Below are 1,269 nucleotides of genomic sequence, written 5' to 3' on the forward strand. Positions count from 1 at the left end.
GCTCCAAGTCCGGATCGCGGTGCTCAATCGCTACACCGCTCTTGGTATACCCGTCACTGAGCCCGTAGGATAAGTGTGCCCAGGGAAAGGGGACGTCCGTTCACACCACGATTTGTGCAACAGAGCCGTGCCGAGTATGAAGAAGGTGAGACGCCGCGCCCTTGGTATCTTGATCCCAAAAGCCAGAATGGTGGGACTTTTGAGGGTTCGATCATGTATGGCAGCTCAGGCTTTGCGACAGACATCGTAGACCGGGAAACTCGCTCGACACAGTACAAACGAAAGATTAGCGATATCGAAATCTTTCCGCTCTACTACAGGCTTTGGGTTCCCAATGCCGGTGAGTATGCGTTGCTGGCACTTCAAACTTTTGGCCAAAGGTCATGTGTTGGCCGTTTTCAAACCGCCTTGGAATCTGGGTTTCGTCTGACAAACTCAGGCCATCGTATTGTGTTCAATCCAGTTGCCCCCGGACAGATCGCGTCATACCAAGCCGCTGAGGTCAAGAAACTCAGCCTTACCAAGCGTGACTATTCAAGTGACGCTGCTGAGAACCAATTGGGCGACCCCGGTGCATTGGTTGATCTTGGTGTATCATTTAGCGCCAAACCCCGTTCGCACCTTGGAAGGTTGATGAGCTTTGCCAGCAGAGTAAAGCCCTCAAAGGGGGGAAGTGTGCTAGAGTACAATGATACACAGTTCGATGAAGCAACCGCTGAGATCATGGTGGGCGGCAAACGGCGCACCGTTACATTGGTAGGTATCAGCCGTAACACAGGAAAATTTGACCTGACAGATCAAGTGCAAAGAGGACCAAACGGCATGCCTAAATTTGCGTCAGTCAGTTCTGAAACCGCAAGCATTTTTGCAGATATTGCGGCAGGAAAAGTATGAATAAAGTCAACATATTCATTGTTGTACGGGACCACGTTGCGACCCTTTACGATGATACCACTGATAAATTTTCTGTCGGTGATCTGGCATTTTTTTACTTATTGCCGCTTGCGCTCGGAATCATATATTTTATGTTTCCGTTTGATCTGCCACCTGAAGTCAACGGCGCGTTAATAGCGGTATTCTCTGTCTTTGCAGCACTTCTGTTCAGCGCACAGATGGCCCTTTACGGTTTATCGCCAAGAGAACCTAGTGTTCCCCACCTTACACAAGATTCCCATCTGAGGTCAGATGTGCCAATGTCAGGACATGAGACGCATAGACATCTGCCTGTATCTGAGCCCCGCTGACCGTGCACAGCTTGAAGCCCTGGTC

1 protein-coding gene is annotated in these 1,269 nt (G+C 50.1%); it reads left to right on the plus strand.

Annotation, left to right across the window (positions count from 1 at the left end):
- The first annotated feature begins 114 nt into the window (after window positions 1-114).
- The gene (locus tag DL899_RS19550; RefSeq protein ID WP_162685675.1) at window positions 115-894 is read left to right on the plus strand and encodes a hypothetical protein; all 780 of its coding nucleotides are present in this window, start codon (window positions 115-117) and stop codon (window positions 892-894) included.
- Window positions 895-1,269: the final 375 nt, after the last annotated feature.

It is taken from the genome of Roseovarius amoyensis, from assembly GCF_003260265.1.
Classification (GTDB): domain Bacteria; phylum Pseudomonadota; class Alphaproteobacteria; order Rhodobacterales; family Rhodobacteraceae; genus Roseovarius; species Roseovarius amoyensis.